Origin of the sequence: Lysobacter arenosi (assembly GCF_016613475.2) — a bacterium.
Classification (GTDB): domain Bacteria; phylum Pseudomonadota; class Gammaproteobacteria; order Xanthomonadales; family Xanthomonadaceae; genus Lysobacter_J; species Lysobacter_J arenosi.
Genome location: NZ_CP071517.1, coordinates 1872600 through 1887171, shown reverse-complemented (window position 1 = coordinate 1887171; position 14572 = coordinate 1872600). Strand labels below are relative to the sequence as shown.

At 63.2% G+C, this 14572-nt stretch carries 25 protein-coding genes; all 25 read left to right on the top strand.

Going from position 1 to position 14572, the window contains the following annotated elements; all coding sequences use genetic code 11:
* The first annotated feature begins 272 nt into the window (after positions 1 to 272).
* Complete coding sequence (gene rpsL / locus HIV01_RS08815) at positions 273 to 647, top strand: 30S ribosomal protein S12 (protein WP_036115437.1); 375 nt, start codon at positions 273 to 275, stop codon at positions 645 to 647.
* A 53-nt stretch (positions 648 to 700) separates the two neighbouring features.
* Entirely contained in the window at positions 701 to 1168 is a 468-nt protein-coding gene (gene rpsG / locus HIV01_RS08810; protein ID WP_200606512.1) for a 30S ribosomal protein S7, read from the top strand.
* 150 nt (positions 1169 to 1318) lie between these two features.
* A complete protein-coding gene (gene fusA, locus HIV01_RS08805; RefSeq protein WP_200606510.1) occupies positions 1319 to 3439 on the top strand; it encodes an elongation factor G in 2121 nt (706 codons plus the stop codon).
* Between the two features lie 78 nt (positions 3440 to 3517).
* Positions 3518 to 4708 carry an elongation factor Tu gene (tuf, locus tag HIV01_RS08800; RefSeq protein WP_200606508.1) on the top strand — a complete coding sequence of 397 codons (1191 nt, stop codon included), beginning with the start codon at positions 3518 to 3520 and terminating at the stop codon, positions 4706 to 4708.
* A 423-nt stretch (positions 4709 to 5131) separates the two neighbouring features.
* A complete protein-coding gene (gene rpsJ / locus HIV01_RS08795; protein WP_014161383.1) occupies positions 5132 to 5443 on the top strand; it encodes a 30S ribosomal protein S10 in 312 nt (103 codons plus the stop codon).
* Between the two features lie 10 nt (positions 5444 to 5453).
* The gene (gene rplC / locus HIV01_RS08790; protein WP_200606506.1) at positions 5454 to 6107 is read left to right on the top strand and encodes a 50S ribosomal protein L3; all 654 of its coding nucleotides are present in this window, start codon (positions 5454 to 5456) and stop codon (positions 6105 to 6107) included.
* Positions 6108 to 6119: 12 nt separating this feature from the next.
* On the top strand, positions 6120 to 6725 hold the full coding sequence (gene rplD, locus HIV01_RS08785) for a 50S ribosomal protein L4 (RefSeq protein WP_200606504.1): 606 nt from the start codon (positions 6120 to 6122) through the stop codon (positions 6723 to 6725).
* Positions 6722 to 7018: a 50S ribosomal protein L23 gene (gene rplW / locus HIV01_RS08780; RefSeq protein WP_158733593.1), complete on the top strand. Its 297-nt coding sequence runs from the start codon at positions 6722 to 6724 to the stop codon at positions 7016 to 7018. Before rplD ends, rplW begins: the two co-directional genes overlap by 4 nt.
* A gap of 10 nt (positions 7019 to 7028) precedes the next feature.
* Complete coding sequence (rplB, locus tag HIV01_RS08775) at positions 7029 to 7856, top strand: 50S ribosomal protein L2 (RefSeq protein ID WP_200606503.1); 828 nt, start codon at positions 7029 to 7031, stop codon at positions 7854 to 7856.
* A gap of 6 nt (positions 7857 to 7862) precedes the next feature.
* A complete protein-coding gene (gene rpsS, locus HIV01_RS08770) occupies positions 7863 to 8132 on the top strand; it encodes a 30S ribosomal protein S19 (protein ID WP_200606502.1) in 270 nt (89 codons plus the stop codon).
* Between the two features lie 10 nt (positions 8133 to 8142).
* On the top strand, positions 8143 to 8478 hold the full coding sequence (gene rplV / locus HIV01_RS08765) for a 50S ribosomal protein L22 (protein WP_158733590.1): 336 nt from the start codon (positions 8143 to 8145) through the stop codon (positions 8476 to 8478).
* A gap of 14 nt (positions 8479 to 8492) precedes the next feature.
* Positions 8493 to 9236: a 30S ribosomal protein S3 gene (rpsC, locus tag HIV01_RS08760; protein ID WP_200606501.1), complete on the top strand. Its 744-nt coding sequence runs from the start codon at positions 8493 to 8495 to the stop codon at positions 9234 to 9236.
* Positions 9237 to 9242: 6 nt separating this feature from the next.
* A complete protein-coding gene (gene rplP, locus HIV01_RS08755) occupies positions 9243 to 9656 on the top strand; it encodes a 50S ribosomal protein L16 (protein ID WP_055902334.1) in 414 nt (137 codons plus the stop codon).
* Positions 9656 to 9841: a 50S ribosomal protein L29 gene (gene rpmC / locus HIV01_RS08750; protein ID WP_057948548.1), complete on the top strand. Its 186-nt coding sequence runs from the start codon at positions 9656 to 9658 to the stop codon at positions 9839 to 9841. Before rplP ends, rpmC begins: the two co-directional genes overlap by 1 nt.
* A gap of 10 nt (positions 9842 to 9851) precedes the next feature.
* Entirely contained in the window at positions 9852 to 10121 is a 270-nt protein-coding gene (gene rpsQ / locus HIV01_RS08745) for a 30S ribosomal protein S17 (protein WP_158733587.1), read from the top strand.
* Positions 10122 to 10135: 14 nt separating this feature from the next.
* Positions 10136 to 10504: a 50S ribosomal protein L14 gene (rplN, locus tag HIV01_RS08740; RefSeq protein WP_056136003.1), complete on the top strand. Its 369-nt coding sequence runs from the start codon at positions 10136 to 10138 to the stop codon at positions 10502 to 10504.
* 14 nt (positions 10505 to 10518) lie between these two features.
* Complete coding sequence (rplX, locus tag HIV01_RS08735) at positions 10519 to 10833, top strand: 50S ribosomal protein L24 (RefSeq protein WP_158733586.1); 315 nt, start codon at positions 10519 to 10521, stop codon at positions 10831 to 10833.
* Between the two features lie 11 nt (positions 10834 to 10844).
* On the top strand, positions 10845 to 11387 hold the full coding sequence (rplE, locus tag HIV01_RS08730; protein WP_200606500.1) for a 50S ribosomal protein L5: 543 nt from the start codon (positions 10845 to 10847) through the stop codon (positions 11385 to 11387).
* Between the two features lie 18 nt (positions 11388 to 11405).
* On the top strand, positions 11406 to 11711 hold the full coding sequence (gene rpsN / locus HIV01_RS08725; RefSeq protein ID WP_158733584.1) for a 30S ribosomal protein S14: 306 nt from the start codon (positions 11406 to 11408) through the stop codon (positions 11709 to 11711).
* A 195-nt stretch (positions 11712 to 11906) separates the two neighbouring features.
* Positions 11907 to 12305: a 30S ribosomal protein S8 gene (gene rpsH / locus HIV01_RS08720; protein WP_200606499.1), complete on the top strand. Its 399-nt coding sequence runs from the start codon at positions 11907 to 11909 to the stop codon at positions 12303 to 12305.
* Between the two features lie 13 nt (positions 12306 to 12318).
* Entirely contained in the window at positions 12319 to 12846 is a 528-nt protein-coding gene (rplF, locus tag HIV01_RS08715; protein WP_200606498.1) for a 50S ribosomal protein L6, read from the top strand.
* A gap of 23 nt (positions 12847 to 12869) precedes the next feature.
* On the top strand, positions 12870 to 13229 hold the full coding sequence (gene rplR / locus HIV01_RS08710; RefSeq protein ID WP_200608413.1) for a 50S ribosomal protein L18: 360 nt from the start codon (positions 12870 to 12872) through the stop codon (positions 13227 to 13229).
* A 159-nt stretch (positions 13230 to 13388) separates the two neighbouring features.
* Positions 13389 to 13931, top strand: coding sequence for a 30S ribosomal protein S5 (gene rpsE / locus HIV01_RS08705; protein ID WP_158733581.1), 543 nt, complete (start codon positions 13389 to 13391; stop codon positions 13929 to 13931).
* Positions 13924 to 14124, top strand: coding sequence for a 50S ribosomal protein L30 (rpmD, locus tag HIV01_RS08700; RefSeq protein ID WP_200606497.1), 201 nt, complete (start codon positions 13924 to 13926; stop codon positions 14122 to 14124). Before rpsE ends, rpmD begins: the two co-directional genes overlap by 8 nt.
* The gene (rplO, locus tag HIV01_RS08695) at positions 14124 to 14567 is read left to right on the top strand and encodes a 50S ribosomal protein L15 (protein ID WP_200608411.1); all 444 of its coding nucleotides are present in this window, start codon (positions 14124 to 14126) and stop codon (positions 14565 to 14567) included. The genes rpmD and rplO overlap by 1 nt, the downstream gene beginning before the upstream one ends.
* Positions 14568 to 14572 lie beyond the last annotated feature (5 nt).

Sequence of the window (14572 nt, the reverse complement as noted above, 5' to 3'; positions counted from 1 at the left end):
GAAATACCGACAGCCCCCTCGTGGGGTCGTCCAGATCACGAAATGAGGATGCAGGATGCGCCTCGTGTTCGGCCCAGGATGGGCGGGATCGCAGTGAAGTTCCGACCTCGCAGGCTGCCTTCGGCGGCCCGGGCGGAACACACGGTTTAGCTCGCGTTGACGGTGACGTCGGACGCGGGCTATACTTTTTCGTCTCGGTATGCCGGGTTGCCCCGGCGTGCCGTTCGTTTTTCCACGAAAGGCCAATCCAGGCCTTCTTCAAAGAGTTCCAGATGGCGACGATCAATCAGCTGGTCCGCAAGCCGCGGCAGGCGACCACCTACAAGAGTGCCTCGCCGGCGCTCGCGAACTGCCCGCAGCGTCGTGGCGTTTGCACCCGCGTGTACACCACGACCCCGAAGAAGCCGAACTCGGCTCTGCGTAAGGTCGCCAAGGTGCGCCTGACCAACGGTTACGAGGTCATCTCGTACATCGGCGGCGAAGGCCACAACCTTCAGGAGCACTCGGTCGTGCTGATCCGCGGCGGTCGCGTCAAGGACCTGCCGGGCGTGCGCTACCACACCGTGCGTGGCTCGCTCGATGCCGCCGGTGTCGCCAAGCGTCGCCAGAGCCGCTCCAAGTACGGCGCCAAGCGTCCGAAGTCCTAAGCCGGACGACCGTTTCGGTCTCCGTACAAGAATCACGAGAATAGGTACGCACCATGTCGCGTAAAGGTTCCACCCCTCAGCGTTCGGTCCTGCCGGACCCCAAGCACGGCAGCGAGACGATCGCCCGTTTCATCAACATGGTCATGCAGAGCGGCAAGAAGTCGGTCGCCGAGAAGATCGTCTACGGCGCGATGGATGTCATCAGCGAGAAGAACCCCAATGCCCTCGAGCTCGTCGAGAAGGCACTGGGCAACGTTTCGCCTGCGGTCGAAGTGAAGTCGCGTCGCGTCGGCGGTGCCACCTACCAGGTGCCGGTCGAAGTCCGTGCTTCGCGTCGCATGGCGCTGGCAATGCGCTGGCTGATCGAGTCGGCGCGCAAGCGCGGCGAGAACACCATGCCGCGCAAGCTCGCTGCCGAACTGATCGACGCCTCGGAAAGCCGCGGCGGCGCCATCAAGAAGCGCGAAGAAACCCACCGCATGGCGGAAGCGAACAAGGCGTTCGCCCACTACCGCTGGTGATCTGAGCCGGGCGCCCCCATATAGGGGGTCGTCCCACTCAGCAGCACGACATGTGCTGCCGCGGCGGCGAGAAAGCCGCCATGCGAACCGGAGGCCGCCTTTGAGGCGGCGTCCGGCCATCTGGAATTCGAAAACTTACGAGAGGGTCCCGTGGCTCGCACCACTCCCATCGAGCGTTACCGCAACTTCGGCATCATGGCCCACATCGATGCCGGCAAGACCACCACGTCCGAACGCATCCTGTTCTACACCGGTGTCAGCCACAAGATCGGCGAAGTGCACGAAGGTGCAGCGACGATGGACTGGATGGAACAGGAGCAGGAGCGCGGCATCACCATTACGTCGGCCGCTACGACCGCGTTCTGGAAGGGCATGGACAAGTCCTTGCCTGAGCACCGCTTCAACATCATCGACACCCCTGGCCACGTCGACTTCACCATCGAAGTCGAGCGTTCGCTGCGCGTGCTCGACGGTGCGGTGTTCGTGCTGTGCGCCGTCGGTGGCGTGCAGCCGCAGTCCGAGACCGTGTGGCGTCAGGCCAACAAGTACTCGGTGCCGCGCATGGCATTCGTCAACAAGATGGACCGTACCGGCGCCAACTTCGACAAGGTCGTTGAGCAGCTGCGTTCGCGCCTGGGCGCCTACGCCGTGCCGATGCAGGTGCCGATCGGCGCCGAAGACGGCTTCGAAGGCGTGGTCGACCTGCTCAAGATGAAGGCCATCCACTGGGATGTCGCCTCGCAGGGCACCGTGTTCGAGTACCGCGAGATCCCGGCGGACCTGCAGGCCAAGGCCGAGGCAGCGCGCAGCTTCATGATCGAAGCCGCCGCCGAAGCGTCCGAAGAGCTGATGGACAAGTACCTCAACGAAGGCGAGCTGAGCGAAGTGGAGATCGTTGCTGGTCTGCGCGAGCGCACGCTGCGCGTCGAGATCGTGCCTGTCTTCTGCGGCTCGGCCTTCAAGAACAAGGGCGTGCAGGCCATGCTCGACGGCGTGATCAACCTGCTGCCGTCGCCGGCCGACCGTCCGCCGGTCCAGGGCATCGACGAAGACGAGAAGGAAGACACCCGCAAGGCGCTCGACACCGAGCCGTTCTCCGCGCTTGCCTTCAAGATCATGACCGACCCGTTCGTCGGTTCGCTGACCTTCTTCCGCGTCTACTCGGGCGTGCTCAACTCCGGCGACCAGGTGTACAACCCGGTCAAGTCGAAGAAGGAGCGCGTGGGCCGCATCCTGCAGATGCACGCCAACCAGCGTGACGAGATCAAGGAAGTCCGCGCCGGCGACATCGCCGCGGCCGTGGGCCTGAAGGACGTGACCACCGGCGACACGCTGTGCGCGCAGGATCACGTCATCACCCTCGAGCGCATGATCTTCCCGGAGCCCGTCATCTCGATGGCGGTCGAACCGAAGACCAAGTCCGACCAGGAAAAGATGGGCATGGCCCTGGGCCGTCTGGCGCAGGAAGATCCCTCGTTCCGCGTTCGCACGGACGAAGAGTCGGGCCAGACCATCATCGCCGGCATGGGCGAGTTGCACCTGGACATCATCGTCGACCGCATGCGTCGCGAGTTCAATGTCGAGGCCAATGTCGGCAAGCCGCAGGTGGCGTACCGCGAGACCATCCGCAAGTCGGACGTCAAGTCGGACTACAAGCACGCCAAGCAGTCGGGCGGTAAGGGCCAGTACGGCCACGTCGTCATCGAGCTGTCGCCGATGAACGAAGCCGATCGTGCCAACGAGGATGTCGAGAACGATTTCCTGTTCGTCAACGACATCACCGGCGGCGTGATTCCGAAGGAGTTCATCCCGGCGGTCGAGAAGGGCCTGCGCGAGACGATCACCAGCGGTCCGCTGGCCGGCTTCCCGGTCGTGGGCGTGAAGGTCAAGCTCGTGTTCGGTTCCTACCACGACGTCGACTCGTCGGAAATGGCGTTCAAGCTCGCCTCGTCGATGGCGTTCAAGGAAGGCTTCCGCAAGGCCGATCCGGTCCTGCTCGAGCCGATGATGAAGGTCGAAGTCGTGACGCCGGAAGAGTACGTCGGCGACGTGATGGGCGACCTGAGCCGTCGTCGCGGCCTGCTCCAGGGCCAGGACGACACGCCGTCGGGCAAGACCATCAACGCGATGGTGCCGCTGGGTGAGATGTTCGGTTACGCCACCACGATCCGTTCGCTGACCCAGGGTCGCGCGACGTTCACGATGGAGTTCGACCATTACGCCGAAGCCCCGAACAACATCGCCGATGCGGTGATGAAGAAGGGCGGTTAATTGAAGTCCCCGTGGCGCCGGCCCTCGCCGGCGCCTCGTTACCACAGAACAAGCAATAAACTTTAAAGAGAGACAATCATGGCCAAGGGTAAGTTTGAGCGCACCAAGCCGCACGTGAACGTGGGCACGATCGGTCACGTCGACCACGGCAAGACGACGCTGACGGCGGCACTGACGAAGGTGGGCGCGGAGCGTTTCGGTGGCGAGTTCAAGGCGTACGACGCGATCGACGCGGCGCCGGAAGAGAAGGCTCGCGGCATCACGATCTCGACCGCACACGTCGAGTACGAGAGCCCGAACCGCCACTACGCACACGTGGACTGCCCGGGCCACGCCGACTACGTGAAGAACATGATCACGGGTGCGGCGCAGATGGACGGCGCGATCCTGGTGTGCTCGGCCGCTGACGGCCCGATGCCGCAGACGCGCGAGCACATCCTGCTGTCGCGCCAGGTCGGCGTGCCGTACATCGTCGTGTTCCTGAACAAGGCCGACATGGTCGACGACGCCGAGCTGCTCGAGCTGGTCGAGATGGAAGTCCGTGAGCTGCTGTCGAAGTACGACTTCCCGGGCGACGACACCCCGATCATCCACGGTTCGGCCCGTCTGGCGCTGGAAGGCGACCAGTCGGAAATCGGCGTGCCGGCGATCCTGAAGCTGGTCGACGCGCTCGACACCTTCATCCCGGAGCCGCAGCGTGACGTCGACAAGGCGTTCCTGATGCCGGTGGAAGACGTGTTCTCGATCTCGGGCCGCGGCACCGTGGTGACCGGCCGTATCGAGCGCGGCATCATCAAGGTCGGCGACGAAATCGAAATCGTCGGTATCCGTCCGACCCAGAAGACGACCGTCACCGGCGTCGAGATGTTCCGCAAGCTGCTCGACCAGGGTCAGGCAGGCGACAACGCCGGTCTGCTGCTGCGCGGCACCAAGCGTGACGACGTCGAGCGCGGCCAGGTGCTGTGCAAGCCGGGTTCGATCACCCCGCACACCGAGTTCGAAGCCGAGGTGTACGTGCTGTCGAAGGACGAGGGCGGCCGTCACACCCCGTTCTTCAAGGGCTACCGTCCGCAGTTCTACTTCCGCACGACCGACATCACCGGCGCAGTGACGCTGCCGGAAGGCGTCGAGATGGTCATGCCGGGCGACAACATCAAGATGGTCGTCTCACTGATCAACCCGGTCGCGATGGACGAAGGCCTGCGCTTCGCAATCCGCGAAGGCGGCCGCACCGTCGGCGCCGGCGTCGTGGCGAAGATCATCAAGTAATACCCCGGCTGGCATAGCGGCAGGGGAGGGGGGGCTGAATGCCCCCTTCTCCCGGGTTCCCGGTTCGTGCTTGCACAACCTGTGGATATCCGGTTAGAATGCACGACCACTGCGGACCTTCCTTCAAGAAGGCCCCGCAACCAGCGAAATGAGGTGCAGGACGCGCCTCGTATTCGCCAGACATGGACATGTCGCACGGCAACGCTCCGTACGTTCTGGGCCCTCGGGCTTCCAAGGAACGCTAAACGGGGCGCTTCGTGCGTTCTACTCCACCGTCTGGGCGGATCGGGAAACCGGTCTGCCTTGTTTTTTGAGGCAGGGAAGCTCCGGAGCGAGGGTGCAGCTCCGGGGTGTTTGCGTATTCCAGGGGTTCGGCACACCCAGAAGCCGGCCCGTCGCTCTTTTAACGTAAGGAATTCCGTCATGGCGGACCAAAAGATCCGAATCCGGCTCAAAGCGTACGATCATCGCCTGATCGACCGCTCGGCCAGCGAGATCGTCGAGACGGCCAAGCGGACCGGCGCGCAAGTGCGCGGCCCGATCCCGCTGCCGACCAAGATCGAGCGTTACACCATCCTCGTTTCGCCGCATGCCGACAAGGATGCGCGTGACCAGTACGAGACCCGCACGCACAAGCGCGTGCTGGACATCGTTGACCCCAACGACAAGACCGTGGACGCGCTGATGAAGCTCGAGCTCGCGGCTGGCGTTGACGTGCAGATCAAGCTGACCTGAGGCCACCACCATGACCGCGAAGAAATATTCGTTGGGCATCGTCGGTCGCAAGGCCGGCATGAGCCGCTTCTTCACTGAAGACGGCAAGTCGGTTCCCGTGACCCTCATCGAGGCCACCCCGAACCGGATCACCCAGATCAAGACCCAGGAAACCGACGGCTACAGCGCCGTGCAGGTGACTGTCGGTGTGCGCCGCGCTGCGCTCATCAACAAGCCCGAAGCCGGTCACCTCGCCAAGGCGAAGGTTGAAGCCGGTCGTGGCCTGTGGGAACTGCGTGTTGAAGACGACCAGATCAACGGTTTCGAAATCGGCGGCGAGATCAAGGCCGACATCTTCGAAGCCGGCCAGCTGGTCGATGTCCAGGGCGTCACCAAGGGCAAGGGCTTCCAGGGCACGATCAAGCGCTGGAACTTCACCATGGGCGACGCGACGCACGGTAACTCGCTGTCGCACCGCTCGCCGGGCTCCATCGGCCAGCGCCAGACGCCGGGCCGTGTGTTCCCGGGCAAGAAGATGGCCGGCCACATGGGCGCGGTTACCCAGAGCACGCAGCGCCTGGAAGTGGTCAAGGTCGACGCAGAGCGTGGCCTGATCGCGATCAAGGGTGCGGTGCCGGGCGCGCCGGGCGGCGACGTCATCGTGCGTCCCTCGAGCAAGGCATAAGGAGAGATGACGATGGAACTCGCCATCAATAACAGCACCAAGACGCTGTCGGTCTCCGACGCGATCTTCGGCCGCGAATTCAGCGAAGACCTGGTCCACCAGGTGGTCGTTGCCTACCGCAATGCCGGTCGTGCCGGTACCAAGGCGCAGAAGACCCGTTCGGAAGTCAACGGCACCACCAAGAAGTCGAAGAAGCAGAAGGGCGGCGGTGCGCGTCATGGCGCGCTGACGGCTCCGATCTTCGTCGGCGGCGGCGTGACCTTCGCGGCCAAGCCGCGCAGCTTCGCGCAGAAGGTCAACCGCAAGATGTACCGCGCCGCGATGGCCGCGATCCTGTCCGAGCTCAATCGCCAGGGCCGCATCATGGTCGTCGAGTCGTTCGACCTCGACGCGCCGAAGACGCAGGGCCTGATCGCCAAGCTCAAGGGCCTGGAAGTCGGTCGTCGTCCGCTGATCGTCACCGAGGACGCTTCCGAGAACCTGTATCTCTCGGCTCGCAACCTGCCGTACGTCGAAGTGCGTGACGTCCAGGGCCTGGATCCGGTCAGCCTCGTCGGCGCCGATTCGGTCGTGGTCACCGCTGACGCCGTCAAGAAGATCGAGGAGTGGCTGGCATGAACGAGGCCAAGCTCTACAACATCATCCGTGCGCCGCGCGTGTCCGAAAAGACCGCACGTCTGCAGGAAGTTTCCAACCAATACGTCTTCGAAGTCGCGACGGACGCTACCAAGGCCGACATCAAGGTCGCCGTGGAAAAGCTGTTCGAAGTCAAGGTCGAGGCAGTCAACGTGGTCAACGTGAAGGGCAAGAACAAGTCCTTCAAGTTCCGCTCTGGCAGCCGCGGCGACTGGCGCAAGGCGTACGTGACGCTGGCCGAAGGCCAGTCGATCGACGTGATGGCCAAGGCCTGAGGAAAGACCCATGGCATTGATGACTTTCAAGCCCACCTCCCCCGGCCGCCGCAGCGCGGTTCGCGTGGTGACCCCGGGCCTGCACAAGGGCGCGCCGCACGCGGCGCTCGTCGAGAAGCAGGGCAAGACCGGCGGTCGTAACCACCACGGCCGGATCACCACCCGCCACGTCGGCGGTGGTCACAAGCAGCATTACCGCATCATCGACTTCAAGCGCGACAAGGAAGGCATTCCGGCGCGTGTCGAGCGCATCGAATACGACCCGAACCGCACCGCTCACATCGCGCTGCTGTGCTACGTCGACGGTGAGCGCCGTTACATCATCGCCCCCAAGGGCCTGAAGGACGGTGACCAGGTGATCGCGGGCCGTGACGCCCCGATCAAGGTCGGCAACACGCTGCCGCTGACCAACATCCCGGTCGGTTCCACCGTGCATTGCATCGAGATGAAGCCGGGCAAGGGCGCCCAGCTGGCCCGCGCCGCAGGCGCTGGCGTGCAGCTGATCGCTCGCGAGCAGGGCTACGCCACGCTGCGTCTTCGCTCCGGCGAAATGCGCAAGGTGCCGGCCGAGTGCCGCGCCACCATCGGCGAAGTCGGCAACGACGAGCACAACCTCGAGAAGCTGGGCAAGGCTGGCGCCAAGCGCTGGCGCGGCGTCCGTCCGACCGTTCGCGGTGCGGCCATGAACCCGGTCGACCATCCGCACGGCGGTGGTGAGGCCAAGGCTGGTCAGGGCAACCCGCACCCGGTCACCCCGTGGGGTGTTCCGACCAAGGGTTACAAGACCCGCAAGAACAAGCGCACCCAGCAGTTCATCGTGCGCGATCGCAGGAGCTAATCGGCCATGGCACGTTCACTGAAGAAAGGCCCGTTCGTCGACCACCATCTGATCAAGAAGGTCGAGACCGCGGGTAACAACAAGAAGCCGATCAAGACCTGGTCGCGTCGTTCGATGATCCTGCCGGAGATGGTGGGTTTCACCATCGCCGTGCACAACGGCAAGAACCATATTCCGGTGCTCGTCAACGAGAACATGGTTGGCCACAAGCTTGGCGAGTTCGCCCTGACCCGTACCTTCAAGGGTCACGGCGGCGACAAGAAGTCGGGCAAGTAAGGAGATGACCATGGAAGCGAAAGCCATCCTGCGCACCGCGCGCATCTCCCCGCAGAAGGCCCGTCTGGTCGCTGACCAGGTTCGTGGTCTCTCGGCCGAACGCGCCATCAACCTGCTGAAGTTCTCGGACAAGAAGGCTGCCCAGATGATCCGCAAGGTCGTCGAGTCCGCCATCGCCAATGCCGAGAACAACCAGGGCGCCGACATCGACGAGCTCAAGGTCAAGACCATCATGGTTGACGAAGGTCCCGCACTGAAGCGCTTCATGGCGCGTGCAAAGGGCCGCGGCACCCGCATCCTCAAGCGCACCAGCCACATCACTGTGGTTGTTGGCGCGGGCAAGTAAGGCGGAGTCAGACAATGGGTCATAAAGTACATCCGACTGGCATCCGCCTTGGCATCTCCAAGGATTGGAATTCCAAGTGGTTTGCCAACAAGAAGCAGTACGCCGAGTTCCTGGCGGCGGACCTCAAGGTCCGCGACCTGCTGCGCAAGAAGCTGGCTCAGGCCGGCATCTCCAAGATCTTCATCGAGCGTCCGGCGAACAACGCCCGCGTGACGATCCACACCGCCCGTCCGGGCGTGGTGATCGGCAAGCGTGGTGAGGATATCGAAAAGCTGCGCAAGGAAGTGAGCACGGTGATGGGCGTTCCGGCGCACATCAACGTGACCGAGGTCCGCAAGCCGGAACTCGACGCGCAGCTGGTCGCCGAGTCGATCGCCCAGCAGCTGGAGCGCCGCATCATGTTCCGCCGCGCGATGAAGCGCGCTGTCGGCAACGCGATGCGCCTGGGTGCCCTCGGCATCAAGGTCAACGTCGCCGGCCGTCTGAATGGCGCCGAGATCGCGCGTTCGGAGTGGTACCGCGAAGGTCGCGTTCCGCTTCACACGCTGCGTGCCGACATCGACTATGGCTTCGCTGAAGCCAAGACGACCTACGGCATCATCGGCATCAAGGTATGGGTCTACAAGGGCGAGATCTTCGATTTCTCCCAGGTCGGCCAGGAAAAGCAGGACGATTCGCCGCGCAGCGATCGCGGTGACCGTGGTGACCGCGGTGATCGCAGCGACCGTCCGGGCCGTTCGGCCCGCGAACAGAGGTAATCCGCCATGTTGCAACCCAAGCGAACCAAGTACCGCAAGGTACACAAGGGCCGCAATGAGGGCCTGAGCTGGAACGGCAATGCCGTCAGCTTCGGCGAATACGGCCTTAAGGCTACGGCGCACGGTCAGCTGACCGCGCGCCAGATCGAGGCAGCACGTCGTTCCATCAGCCGTTACGTCAAGCGTGGCGGCAAGATGTGGATCCGCGTGTTCCCCGACAAGCCGATCACCAAGAAGCCGATCGAAGTCCGAATGGGCTCCGGTAAGGGCAACGTCGAGTACTGGGTCGCACAGATCCAGCCTGGTCGCATGATTTACGAGATCGAAGGTGTTGCAGAAGACGTGGCGCGTGAAGCGTTCCGTCTGGCCGCCGCCAAGCTCTCGGTGACCACCACTTTCGTTACCCGGACGGTGCGCTAATGGAACTCAAGCAACTTCGCGAGAAGTCGGCCGACGAACTGAAGGCCCACCTGGTCGAGCTGCACAAGGAGGGCTTCGCCCTCCGCATGCAGAAGGCCACTGGCCAGCTCGCCAAGACCCACGATGCACGCCGTGTGCGCCGCGAGATCGCTCGCGTCAACATGCTGCTCGGCGAGAAGAAGTAAGGACCCTGCAATGACCGACAACAATACAGACAAGGCGCTGCGCACGGTTGAAGGCCGGGTCGTCAGCAACAAGATGGACAAGACCGTCACCGTGCTCGTCGAGCGCCAGGTCAAGCACGCGCTGTACGGCAAGTACATCCGTCGCTCGACCAAGCTCCACGCCCATGACGCCGATAACGCCTGCAAGGAAGGCGATATCGTGCGAGTGAAGGAGATTGCTCCGATGTCCAAGACCAAGAACTGGAGCGTGGTTGAAATCGTCAGCCGCGCGGCCGAATAAGAGGAGGCTGAACCATGATCCAGATGCAAAGCTACCTCGACGTCGCCGACAATTCCGGTGCCAAGGAAGTGATGTGCATTAAGGTGCTCGGCGGCTCCAAGCGCCGTTACGCCGGCATCGGCGACATCATCAAGGTCACCGTGAAGGACGCGATCCCGCGTGGCAAGGTCAAGAAGGGCGACGTCTATGACGCCGTCGTGGTCCGCACCCGCAAGGGCGTTCGTCGCCCGGACGGTTCGCTGATCCGCTTCGACGGCAATGCCGCCGTGCTCCTGAACAACAAGCAGGAACCGATCGGTACCCGCATCTTCGGGCCTGTGACCCGTGAGCTGCGTACCGAGAAGTTCATGAAGATCGTCTCGCTCGCTCCTGAAGTGCTCTGAGCGGAGGAATTTATATGAACCGTATCCGCAAGGGCGATCAGGTGATCGTCACCGCCGGCAAGGACAAGGGCAAGAAGGGCGACGTTGTGCGCGTACTCGGCGAGAAGGTCGTCGTGTCGAACATCAACATCGTCAAGCGCCACACCAAGCCGAACCCGCAGGCTGGACAGCCTGGCGGCGTGGTCGAGCGCGAAGCGCCGATCCACATTTCCAACGTGATGCTTTTCAACCCTGCCACTGGCAAGGGCGAGCGCATCGGTTTCAAGGTGCTGGAGGATGGACGCAAACTGCGTGTGTTCCGCTCCAGCGGTGAGGCGGTTGACGCCTAAGGAATGCTGATATGACCACCCGGCTTGAAAAGTTCTACAAGGACGAAGTCGTCCCGTCGCTGACCAAGAAGTTCGGTTACAAGAACCCGATGGAAGTGCCGCGCCTTTCCAAGATCACGATCAACATGGGCGTCGGCGAAGCCGCGACCAACAAGAAGATCCTGGAAAACGCCGTTGCCGACCTGACCAAGATCGCTGGCCAGAAGCCGATCGTGACCAAGTCCCGCGTGTCGGTGGCTTCGTTCAAGATCCGCGATGGTTGGCCGATCGGTTGCAAGGTGACGCTGCGCCGCGCCCAGATGTTCGAGTTCCTGGACCGCCTGATCAACATCTCGCTGCCCCGCGTGCGTGACTTCCGCGGCGTGTCCGGTCGTTCGTTCGACGGCCGTGGCAACTACAACATGGGCGTGAAGGAACAGATCATCTTCCCGGAAATCGACTTCGACCAGGTCGACGCCCTGCGCGGCATGGACATCGCGATCACCACGACCGCGAAGACCGACGCCGAAGCCAAGGCACTGCTGGAAGCGTTCCGCTTCCCGTTCCGCAACTGATCCAATAGGACTGACACAATGGCTAAGACCTCCATGGTCAACCGCGAGATCAAGCGGGCCAAGCTTGCCAAGCAGCACGGCAGCAAGCGCGAAGCACTGAAGAAGATCATCTCCAGCCAGACTGCCTCGTACGAGGACAAGATGGATGCAGTGGTCAAGCTGCAGAAGCTGCCGCGTGACTCCTCGCCGAGCCGCCAGCGCACCCGTTGCGTGCTCTCGGGCCGTCCGCGTGGCGTCTACCGCAAGTTCGGCCTCGGCCGCAACATGCTGCGCAAGGCGACCATGAACGGCGACGTTCCGGGTCTGCGCAAGGCCAGCTGGTAACAAAACGCGCCGGCAAGTCTGCTAGACTTGCCGGCTCGCTCGTTCCAAGGCACTCCGGCCGGAAGGGCGGGGTGCCGGTCGTTTGTGGGTTTACCCCATTTCGGCCCGTATTTGCTGAATGTTCCGCCGCCCTCACGGGCATACAACTGAATTCGCAATCCCGCGGATATCGGTGCTACTCATAGGTAATTAATCATGAGCATGACTGATCCCATCGCCGACATGCTGGTCCGCATCAAGAATGCGGCCGCTGTTCGCAAGCAGACGGTGAAGATGCCGTCGTCCAACATCAAGATCGCGATCGCCAAGGTCCTCAAGGACGAAGGCTACATTCTTGATTCGCGCGTGACCCCGGTCAGCGCCGGCAAGTCCGAACTCGAAATCTCGCTGAAGTACTACGAAGGCAAGCCGGTGATCGAGCGCCTTGAGCGCTTCTCCCGTTCGGGCCTGCGCCAGTACCGCGGCAAGTCCGAGCTGCCCAAGGTCCTGGGCGGCCTCGGCATCGCCATCATCTCCACCTCGAAGGGCATCATGACCGATGCGCAGGCGCGCCAGCAGGGCGTCGGCGGTGAAGTCCTGTGCTTCGTGGCTTAAGGGAGGAATAGACATGTCCCGAGTTGCCAAGAAGCCGGTTGCCCTCCCGAAGGGCGTCGAGCTGAACATCCAGGCTGAGTCGATCAGCGCCAAGGGCCCGAAGGGCACCCTGTCGGTCGCCAAGCCCGCCGCCATCGCAGTCAAGGTTGAAGACGGCCACGCCGTGTTCTCGACCGAAGACGCCGCGCTGATCCCGCTGACCGGTACCCTGCGCGCCATCCTCGCCAACCTGGTGAAGGGCGTGTCGGAAGGCTTCGAGCGCAAGCTCGAGCTGGTCGGCGTCGGTTACCGTGCCGCCATGCAGGGCAAGGACCTGAGCCTGTCGCTCGGTTTCTCCCACCCGGTCCTGTTCCAGGCCCCGGAAGGCATCACCATCGCCACCCCGACCCAGACCGAGATCCTGGTCCAGGGCGCGGACAAGCAGCGCGTCGGTGAAGTTGCGGCCAAGATCCGCGGCTTCCGTCCGCCGGAGCCGTACAAGGGCAAGGGCGTGAAGTACGCCGGCGAAGTCATCATCCGCAAGGAAGCCAAGAAGGCCTAATCGGTCCTTCAGCTTTCGGAGACATAGAAATGAACAAGAACATTGCTCGCCTGCGCCGCGCCAAGTCCACCCGTTCGCACATCCGCGAACTCGGCGTGCCGCGCCTGACGGTGCTGCGCACCGGTCAGCACCTGTACGCCCAGGTCTTCACCGCCGACGGTTCCAAGGTCCTGGCTTCGGCTTCGACCGTCCAGGCCGACGTCAAGGAAGGCCTGAAGAACGGCAAGAACTCCGACGCTGCCATCAAGGTTGGTCGCGCGATCGCCGAGAAGGCCAAGGCTGCGGGTATCGAGAAGGTCGCATTCGACCGCTCGGGCTACCGCTACCACGGTCGCATCAAGGCGCTGGCCGATGCCGCTCGCGAGGGCGGCCTGCAGTTCTAAGCTTGAATGGGTGGGGCCTCGGCCCCACCCAGAACTTTCCCCGCCGACACGGGTCTGTGTCGGGCGCGGCTTCGGGTTCCCGGGCTGGCGAAACACCCGCGGTAAATCACAACCATAAGCGGCCACGCCGCAAATCCTTTCAACTAACGAGTATTCGAAATGGCAGAAGAACAACGTGCACCGCGGGGTCGTGATCGCGACCGCAACCGCGAAGAGATCGACGATGGCATGATCGAGAAGCTGATCGCGGTCAACCGCGTCAGCAAGACCGTCAAGGGCGGTCGCCAGTTCACCTTCACCGCACTGACGGTGGTGGGCGACGGCAACGGCAAGGTCGGTTTCGGTTACGGCAAGGCACGCGAAGTGCCGGTCGCCATCCAGAAGTCGATGGAATATGCCCGCAAGAGCATGAACAACGTCGACCTGAACAACGGCACCCTGTGGCACTCGGTCAAGGCCGGCCACGGCGCAGCCCGCGTGTTCATGCAGCCGGCTTCCGAAGGTACCGGCGTGATCGCCGGCGGCGCGATGCGCGCTGTCCTGGAAGCGGTTGGCGTGAAGAACGTGCTGGCCAAGGCCGTCGGTTCGCGCAACCCCATCAACCTCGTTCGCGCCACGCTCAAGGGCCTGGGCGACATGCACTCGCCGGCGAAGATTGCCGCCAAGCGTGGCAAGAAGGTGGAGGAACTGAACCATGGCTAAGACTGAAGCCACCACCGGCGGCACCGTCAAGGTGCGCCTGGTCAAGGGTCTGCGTGGTACCCAGTCGCGTCACCGCCTGTCGGTGCGTGCGCTGGGCCTGAACAAGCTCAACGATGTGCGTGTACTGAAGGACAGCCCGCAGGTTCGCGGCCTGATCAATCAGCTCCACTACCTCGTCAAAGTCGAGGAGTAATCGACATGCGTCTCAACACTCTGCAACCCGCTGAAGGCGCCCGTCAGGAGCGCACCCGTGTCGGCCGTGGTATCGGTTCGGGCCTGGGCAAGACCTGCGGCCGCGGCCACAAGGGCTCGTTCGCCCGCTCCGGCAAGGGCAAGATCAAGGCTGGCTTCGAAGGCGGCCAGATGCCCATGCAGCGTCGCCTGCCCAAGATCGGCTTCCGTTCGAAGCTGCTCAAGGACACCGCTGAAGTGATGCTGTACCAGCTGGACAAGCTGGAAGCCGGCGAGATCGACTTCGCTGCGCTCAAGGCCGCCAAGCTGGTGCACAGCAACGCCAAGCAGGCCCGGATCGTCAAGAAGGGCGAGATCAGCAAGAAGTTCGTACTCAAGGGCGTGGCCGCTACGGCCGGCGCCAAGGCCGCTATCGAAGCGGCCGGCGGCAAGGTCGGGGAGTAAGGACT

What these genes read in the sequence shown, in the direction of transcription:
- rpsQ (WP_158733587.1), top strand. Translation starts at nt 9,852, where the DNA reads ATGACCGACAACAATACAGACAAGGCGCTGCGCACGGTTGAAGGCCGG.
- rplP (WP_055902334.1), top strand. Translation starts at nt 9,243, where the DNA reads ATGTTGCAACCCAAGCGAACCAAGTACCGCAAGGTACACAAGGGCCGC.
- rplV (WP_158733590.1), top strand. Translation starts at nt 8,143, where the DNA reads ATGGAAGCGAAAGCCATCCTGCGCACCGCGCGCATCTCCCCGCAGAAG.
- rplF (WP_200606498.1), top strand. Translation starts at nt 12,319, where the DNA reads ATGTCCCGAGTTGCCAAGAAGCCGGTTGCCCTCCCGAAGGGCGTCGAG.
- rpsE (WP_158733581.1), top strand. Translation starts at nt 13,389, where the DNA reads ATGGCAGAAGAACAACGTGCACCGCGGGGTCGTGATCGCGACCGCAAC.
- rpsH (WP_200606499.1), top strand. Translation starts at nt 11,907, where the DNA reads ATGAGCATGACTGATCCCATCGCCGACATGCTGGTCCGCATCAAGAAT.
- rplW (WP_158733593.1), top strand. Translation starts at nt 6,722, where the DNA reads ATGAACGAGGCCAAGCTCTACAACATCATCCGTGCGCCGCGCGTGTCC.
- rpsL (WP_036115437.1), top strand. Translation starts at nt 273, where the DNA reads ATGGCGACGATCAATCAGCTGGTCCGCAAGCCGCGGCAGGCGACCACC.
- rpsG (WP_200606512.1), top strand. Translation starts at nt 701, where the DNA reads ATGTCGCGTAAAGGTTCCACCCCTCAGCGTTCGGTCCTGCCGGACCCC.
- rplC (WP_200606506.1), top strand. Translation starts at nt 5,454, where the DNA reads ATGACCGCGAAGAAATATTCGTTGGGCATCGTCGGTCGCAAGGCCGGC.
- rplN (WP_056136003.1), top strand. Translation starts at nt 10,136, where the DNA reads ATGATCCAGATGCAAAGCTACCTCGACGTCGCCGACAATTCCGGTGCC.
- rplX (WP_158733586.1), top strand. Translation starts at nt 10,519, where the DNA reads ATGAACCGTATCCGCAAGGGCGATCAGGTGATCGTCACCGCCGGCAAG.
- tuf (WP_200606508.1), top strand. Translation starts at nt 3,518, where the DNA reads ATGGCCAAGGGTAAGTTTGAGCGCACCAAGCCGCACGTGAACGTGGGC.
- rplD (WP_200606504.1), top strand. Translation starts at nt 6,120, where the DNA reads ATGGAACTCGCCATCAATAACAGCACCAAGACGCTGTCGGTCTCCGAC.
- rpmD (WP_200606497.1), top strand. Translation starts at nt 13,924, where the DNA reads ATGGCTAAGACTGAAGCCACCACCGGCGGCACCGTCAAGGTGCGCCTG.
- rpsN (WP_158733584.1), top strand. Translation starts at nt 11,406, where the DNA reads ATGGCTAAGACCTCCATGGTCAACCGCGAGATCAAGCGGGCCAAGCTT.
- rplB (WP_200606503.1), top strand. Translation starts at nt 7,029, where the DNA reads ATGGCATTGATGACTTTCAAGCCCACCTCCCCCGGCCGCCGCAGCGCG.
- rpmC (WP_057948548.1), top strand. Translation starts at nt 9,656, where the DNA reads ATGGAACTCAAGCAACTTCGCGAGAAGTCGGCCGACGAACTGAAGGCC.
- rpsJ (WP_014161383.1), top strand. Translation starts at nt 5,132, where the DNA reads ATGGCGGACCAAAAGATCCGAATCCGGCTCAAAGCGTACGATCATCGC.
- rpsC (WP_200606501.1), top strand. Translation starts at nt 8,493, where the DNA reads ATGGGTCATAAAGTACATCCGACTGGCATCCGCCTTGGCATCTCCAAG.
- rpsS (WP_200606502.1), top strand. Translation starts at nt 7,863, where the DNA reads ATGGCACGTTCACTGAAGAAAGGCCCGTTCGTCGACCACCATCTGATC.
- rplE (WP_200606500.1), top strand. Translation starts at nt 10,845, where the DNA reads ATGACCACCCGGCTTGAAAAGTTCTACAAGGACGAAGTCGTCCCGTCG.